This is a genomic window from Priestia sp. P5_B4 (assembly GCF_056400385.1).
This window is the reverse complement of the sequence record NZ_JBFULJ010000257.1, coordinates 1-4,811: the sequence shown is the minus strand read 5'-3', so window position 1 is coordinate 4,811 and position 4,811 is coordinate 1. Positions and strand designations below refer to the sequence as shown.

The 4,811-nt window shown below is 41.0% G+C and carries 9 protein-coding genes; 5 read left to right on the top strand and 4 right to left on the bottom strand.

Translation table 11 applies throughout. The features are described 5' to 3' along the window. The coding region (locus AC1DRF_RS16945; RefSeq protein WP_477741214.1) for an HAD hydrolase family protein at positions 1-299 on the top strand (299 nt) is incomplete at its 5' end. A gap of 29 nt (positions 300-328) precedes the next feature. Here the strand turns inward: AC1DRF_RS16945 and AC1DRF_RS16940 are convergent. Together AC1DRF_RS16940 and AC1DRF_RS16935 are read right to left on the bottom strand one after the other, a co-directional pair. Beyond that, complete coding sequence (locus tag AC1DRF_RS16940) at positions 329-559, bottom strand: YczI family protein (protein WP_097822950.1); 231 nt, start codon at positions 557-559, stop codon at positions 329-331. A gap of 11 nt (positions 560-570) precedes the next feature. Then, a complete protein-coding gene (locus AC1DRF_RS16935) occupies positions 571-1,536 on the bottom strand; it encodes a 2-hydroxyacid dehydrogenase (RefSeq protein WP_477741213.1) in 966 nt (321 codons plus the stop codon). A 126-nt stretch (positions 1,537-1,662) separates the two neighbouring features. Here AC1DRF_RS16935 and AC1DRF_RS16930 point away from each other — a divergent pair, with 126 nt between their 5' ends. From AC1DRF_RS16930 to AC1DRF_RS16920, 3 genes are all read left to right on the top strand, one after another. Beyond that, complete coding sequence (locus AC1DRF_RS16930) at positions 1,663-2,151, top strand: DUF2500 domain-containing protein (RefSeq protein WP_477741212.1); 489 nt, start codon at positions 1,663-1,665, stop codon at positions 2,149-2,151. A 67-nt stretch (positions 2,152-2,218) separates the two neighbouring features. Then, positions 2,219-2,500: a hypothetical protein gene (locus tag AC1DRF_RS16925; RefSeq protein ID WP_477741211.1), complete on the top strand. Its 282-nt coding sequence runs from the start codon at positions 2,219-2,221 to the stop codon at positions 2,498-2,500. 76 nt (positions 2,501-2,576) lie between these two features. Next, positions 2,577-3,017: a DUF5391 family protein gene (locus tag AC1DRF_RS16920; RefSeq protein ID WP_477741210.1), complete on the top strand. Its 441-nt coding sequence runs from the start codon at positions 2,577-2,579 to the stop codon at positions 3,015-3,017. 30 nt (positions 3,018-3,047) lie between these two features. On the opposite strand, the gene AC1DRF_RS16915 is transcribed toward AC1DRF_RS16920, so the two are convergent. Both AC1DRF_RS16915 and AC1DRF_RS16910 read right to left on the bottom strand, forming a co-directional pair. Continuing rightward, the gene (locus AC1DRF_RS16915) at positions 3,048-3,218 is read right to left on the bottom strand and encodes a hypothetical protein (protein WP_477741216.1); all 171 of its coding nucleotides are present in this window, start codon (positions 3,216-3,218) and stop codon (positions 3,048-3,050) included. 131 nt (positions 3,219-3,349) lie between these two features. Beyond that, positions 3,350-3,961, bottom strand: a complete 612-nt coding sequence (locus tag AC1DRF_RS16910) for a transglutaminase-like domain-containing protein (protein ID WP_477741209.1) — start codon at positions 3,959-3,961, stop codon at positions 3,350-3,352. 138 nt (positions 3,962-4,099) lie between these two features. Between AC1DRF_RS16910 and AC1DRF_RS16905 the strand changes: the two genes are divergently transcribed. Beyond that, on the top strand, positions 4,100-4,732 hold the full coding sequence (locus tag AC1DRF_RS16905) for a LysE family translocator (protein WP_477741215.1): 633 nt from the start codon (positions 4,100-4,102) through the stop codon (positions 4,730-4,732). Positions 4,733-4,811 lie beyond the last annotated feature (79 nt).

Here is a 4,811-nt window from a genome sequence, read left to right as displayed (position 1 = left end):
ACATGACGCTTGTATCTTCGGCTGATCATAACTTCGAGCTTGAACACAAAGACGCATCAAAAGGAATCGCATTAACATACGTTGTAAAAGAGCTCGGCGGCTCTCTTCATGATACCATTGCTATTGGAGACAGCTTTAACGACGTATCCATGCTGCAAACGGCTGGAAAAGGAATCGCTATGTCAAATGCGCACGCGGAAATTAAAGCACTAGCTGATGACGTTACATTAACAAACGATGAAAACGGAGTAGCTTCCGTTATTGAAAAAGTGTTAGAAGCACAGCTGGAAGTACATTAAAAAAAACGCTTGGCATTTGCCAAGCGTTTTTAAATCATCATGCCATAAATACCGACAAACCAGCTAAACAGCGCAACTAAAAACAACAGCCATGCGCTGGTTTTCTTTCTTTTTTGCCACTCGATTGCTCCTAAAACTAGCATCGTTAAACCTAAAAGTATATTTAAAAACGAAAGGAACTGGTAACTGTGAGTGAGCATGATATAAAGAGCCAGTCCAACAGTAATAATTGAAAAAATAAGCTGTAATGCTTTTAACAAAAAATCTCTCCTTACTTGTAGTTCACTTCTTCATTCACACACGTCACTAAAGGCTTTTTTTCAAGACCTAAAAGCAGGTTCTGGACGGCTAAATCTGCCATACGATTGCGCGTCTCGTACGTAGCACTTCCAATATGAGGTGTTACTAACACGTTTGAAAGCTGCAGCAGCTTGTGATCTGCCGGAAGCGGCTCTGGGTCTGTTACGTCCAGTGCGGCATACGCAATTTCTTCATTTTTCAGCGCTTCGTACAGTGCTTCCGTATCCACTAATCCCCCGCGCGCTGCGTTCACAAAATACGCGCTGTTTTTCATAGCTTTAAACTCGGCTTCTCCGAACATGCCTTTGCTTTTATTTGAAAGCGGCACTAAGCATACGATACAGTCAGCTGTGTGAAGCAACTCTTCAAATGAAAGGTATACGGCATCAAGCTCTTTTTCTGCTTCATGCTTGCGGCTTCGGTTGTGGTAAACGATGTTCATGCCCGATGCCTTTGCTCGTCTGGCAACGGCGCTTCCGATATCGCCCATTCCAACAATACCAAGCGTTTTTCCAAATAAATCAACGCCAAATACCGTTTCCCAGTTTCCTTGTTTCACTTTTTCATAGCCTTCATGAATGCGGCGAGCTGCCGACAGCAAGAGACCAAACGTTAAGTCTGCCGTTGCTTCTACTAGCACGCCTGGCGTATTACTAAACGGCACCCCTTTTTTGGTGCATGCTTCGACATCTACACTGTCATAACCGACGCCTGATTGAGAAATAACGCGCAGATTCGGCGCTGCTTCTAACAGCTCTTCGTCCACTGTGATGTGGCCGATATTAAAAAAGCCGTCGGCATCACGAAGCCAGTCGCGCAGCGTTTCTTGTGGAATCTTTCCTTCTCCTTCCCACATTTGAATATCGCAGTGCTCCGCTAGCTTCTCGTAAGCATTTGGCCACGTTTTTCCAGACATAACAACTTTGTATTTCCCCATGTGTATCTCTCCTTTTCCTTGTTCACTCATATGTATGAATAGTAACTAGCTATCCTATCATAAGCCTACTATAAAGATGAAACTTTTTCCATTCAGTAATCGTATTTATAGTAAGGGGGAATACGAATGTTTGAAGATGAAATGATATTTGAAGATGATCCGTCCGGAGATGACATTGTTTTTGAAGGTGATGTGCCCGATGACGTAAGCGGAGGCGCTTTTTTTCCAGACGACGCGTTATTTAACGGAATGCCTGCGTTGGTGATGCTGTTTTTTGTTATTATTATTGGTATTTTTCTATTTTCTATTTTTAAAGGAATCGGCACTTGGAGTAAAAATGAGCAGTCTCCCCGTCTATCTGTAAAAACAAAAATTACGGGCAAACGGACAAACGTCCACCGCCATGGCGGTCACGCTCACGAACATCATCACTCTCACACGTCTACAACTTACTACGTAACCTTCCAATTTGAAAGCACCGACCGCTCTGAATTTACTGTTTCAGGCCGCGAATACGGCATGCTAGCAGAAGGCGATGAAGGAATGCTGACGTTTCAAGGAACTCGTTTTTTGGATTTTCAAAGACATCCAAGTGAAGAACATACAGATGCTTAGCTTATGACCTCTTTTTTAGAGGTCTTTTTTACTGGAATGAGGCATTTATACAGCAAACGACCTATTTGTGCCCTTTTTACATTCTGCAAGAACGTTATTCAATACAAAAACATACCGTGTAACACATTCATTTAAACAGGCAGGTGATTTTATGTATTCTCCTTATTCAGGCAGCGGTCTCTACTACGGACATTACGGCGAAGCCCCTCATTCGCACCCCATTCAAACAATACTGGCGCAATACTGGCATGAAACCCACTATCCAGGTCCACATAAAAAATATGTACACGTGTATTATCTTAACCCGGCTTCTCTTCATTATTATCCAACCTACCAAAGGTTTTTGTAAAAACTGGTGATTCCCAAACTTTTGTATTGTAAAATTAATCCATACACTTATTTATTAGAAAGGAGGCTAAAAAACAATGCGTAATTCTACAGCAAAAAATAGTGTGATAGTCACCACTTTGCTTTCTGCCCTATTTTTCTGCTTCATTTTAGTTCTTGGTTCGCTTTCTCCTCTAGCAAATTCAGGTCCCAACGTTAATACGTTCGGCTCAACAGGGCTGTGGTTATCTCTTGGCATGATTCTGTTTTTATATTTGTTGCCGTTAGCTTTTTATATGTTGGGAATCAATTTCTTAAAATTTATCATGGCCGCTTTTTGCAGCATCGGCCTTTTAATCGCTGCTAGTACTCTATTACTGATGCCGGCTCTGTTTTTATTCGGATTAGAAGATTTCTCAGGAAGTTTATCTTCAATTATAGGAATAATGATTTCTTGTTTAGGCTTGCTGATTACGAATATTGTGTGGTTTGTTGCTGCGTTTAAAAGACCGTCAGCCACCGTGCAGGAAAGCGTTTAAAATGGTGAAGAGATAGCATACTAATTCCAGTTAAAGACGAACAAATTGGAGAAATGAGCTGAACTGCTTGTTACACCGCTGCTGATTTCCGTGCAAGACTTCGCTTTCCGCGGGCGGCCGCTGAGCCTCCTCGTAGCTTCCGCTCCTGCGGGGTCTCACCACTTCCGCTTTTCCTGCAGGAGTCTTCGTCTTGTCCTCCAATCACCAGCTAGAAGCAGCCACATACATGAAACTATCAATAAAAAATCCGAACGAATTTAACTCTCTATTAAGGTTCTCCATTCATCGTTCGGATCTTCCTTCAACTAAAATACGTTTGTCCCAGCCTCTTTTTATAGCTCGGTAGGCAAGTAGTGCAAATACATATCCTGGCAGTCTTCGTGCTGAGACAAAACGTCCATTGTTTCTTTACGAGGTTTCGTATAAATAGTCGCATAGTCTACTTCACCCTGTGCAGGATTTACTGGAAAAGCCAGTTTTTCTTTTTTTAGTGAAAAGTCGGCCTGCACTCCCTCTTTATTTCCTCTCGCGTCTAATCGAATCCATTTCTCCTCACTTTTGATGTAGACAGCATTTAACGCATGAATACAGTAGCCGGTGTCTAACGTATCTCCAAGTATCAGTCTTTGATAACAAAAGCCTGTCGGAATCTCTTCTGCACGAAGCAAAGCAGCTAATAGATTACACTTGCTGTAACAAATTCCTTCCTTTTCTTTTAAAGCCTCTGAAGCGGTTTTCGTGATGATTTTGCTTTGAATATCCCAGGAATGAGATACTTCATCTCTCACAAACTMATATGCTTTTTTTATGTACGCTAGGGAAGAATKAGGCAAGCCGTTTTTGAGTTCGCGAACCTTTTGCTGAATCAAAGGATGTGTAAAGTTCACTTCTGGAAGTTCTTGCGTGTAGTCCTCTTTTTCCAACGATTCACAAATTAATTTCATTTACTTTTTCCTCCTCTTATATTCATCATATGTTTTTTTATACATAATATTGAATTTTATTACATATTTTTATATAATGAAAGACCACTTAAACGGAAAACGATAGCAGATACAAGATTGAAAGAGGTTTTGTTTTTGGTGACGTTATTTTTAACAAATGTGCTGCTCGGTCTTTCGATTGCCCTTCCCGTTGGTACGGTGACAATTGAAATGACAAAACAAGGTTTAAAAAACGGGTTTCTTCACGGATGGGTTGTCGGACTCGGAGGGATGACGGTTGATTTATTATTAATTGTGCTTCTTTACTCTGGACTGGCTTCTGTTTTATCGGCTCCTTTTATACAGCTTATCATGTGGCTTATAGGAGCGCTTTTCTTACTTTATATTGGCTATGACAGCATTAAACATGCCGACCGTGATATAACAGCTCCTGGAGAACACGTAAAAAAGTCGTTTGCCTCTTCTTATGTGAACGGGATCTTTGTTGCGATTTCTCCTAGCAATCTCATTTTTTGGCTCAGCGTGTTTGGAACGGTGCTGACCAATTCGCTTCAATCCTCTCATTCTTTTCATTTCCTGCTGATTGCTGCCGGAATATTAACAGGGATTTTAATTCATGACCTAGGCTTAATGACGATTGTCTCTGGAACTAGAAAAGTACTGAATCAGTTTTATATTAAATGGGTTTCGATTGCGGCAGGATGTATCTTAATCGGTTTTTCATGCTATTTTCTTTACCGATTTATTGGGAATCTGCGCATGTACTTTTAATGTTTCTACATATTTTATGACGTGCTATATCCCCTCTTTATCTAGTATAGAGAGGGAATTTTTATCATCTATCAGGGAC

Excerpts from the sequence above, each read along its gene's own strand:
- AC1DRF_RS16930 (WP_477741212.1), top strand. The coding sequence starts at position 1,663 with ATGTTTGAAGATGAAATGATATTTGAAGATGATCCGTCCGGAGATGAC.
- AC1DRF_RS16920 (WP_477741210.1), top strand. The coding sequence starts at position 2,577 with ATGCGTAATTCTACAGCAAAAAATAGTGTGATAGTCACCACTTTGCTT.
- AC1DRF_RS16935 (WP_477741213.1), bottom strand. The coding sequence starts at position 1,536 with ATGGGGAAATACAAAGTTGTTATGTCTGGAAAAACGTGGCCAAATGCT.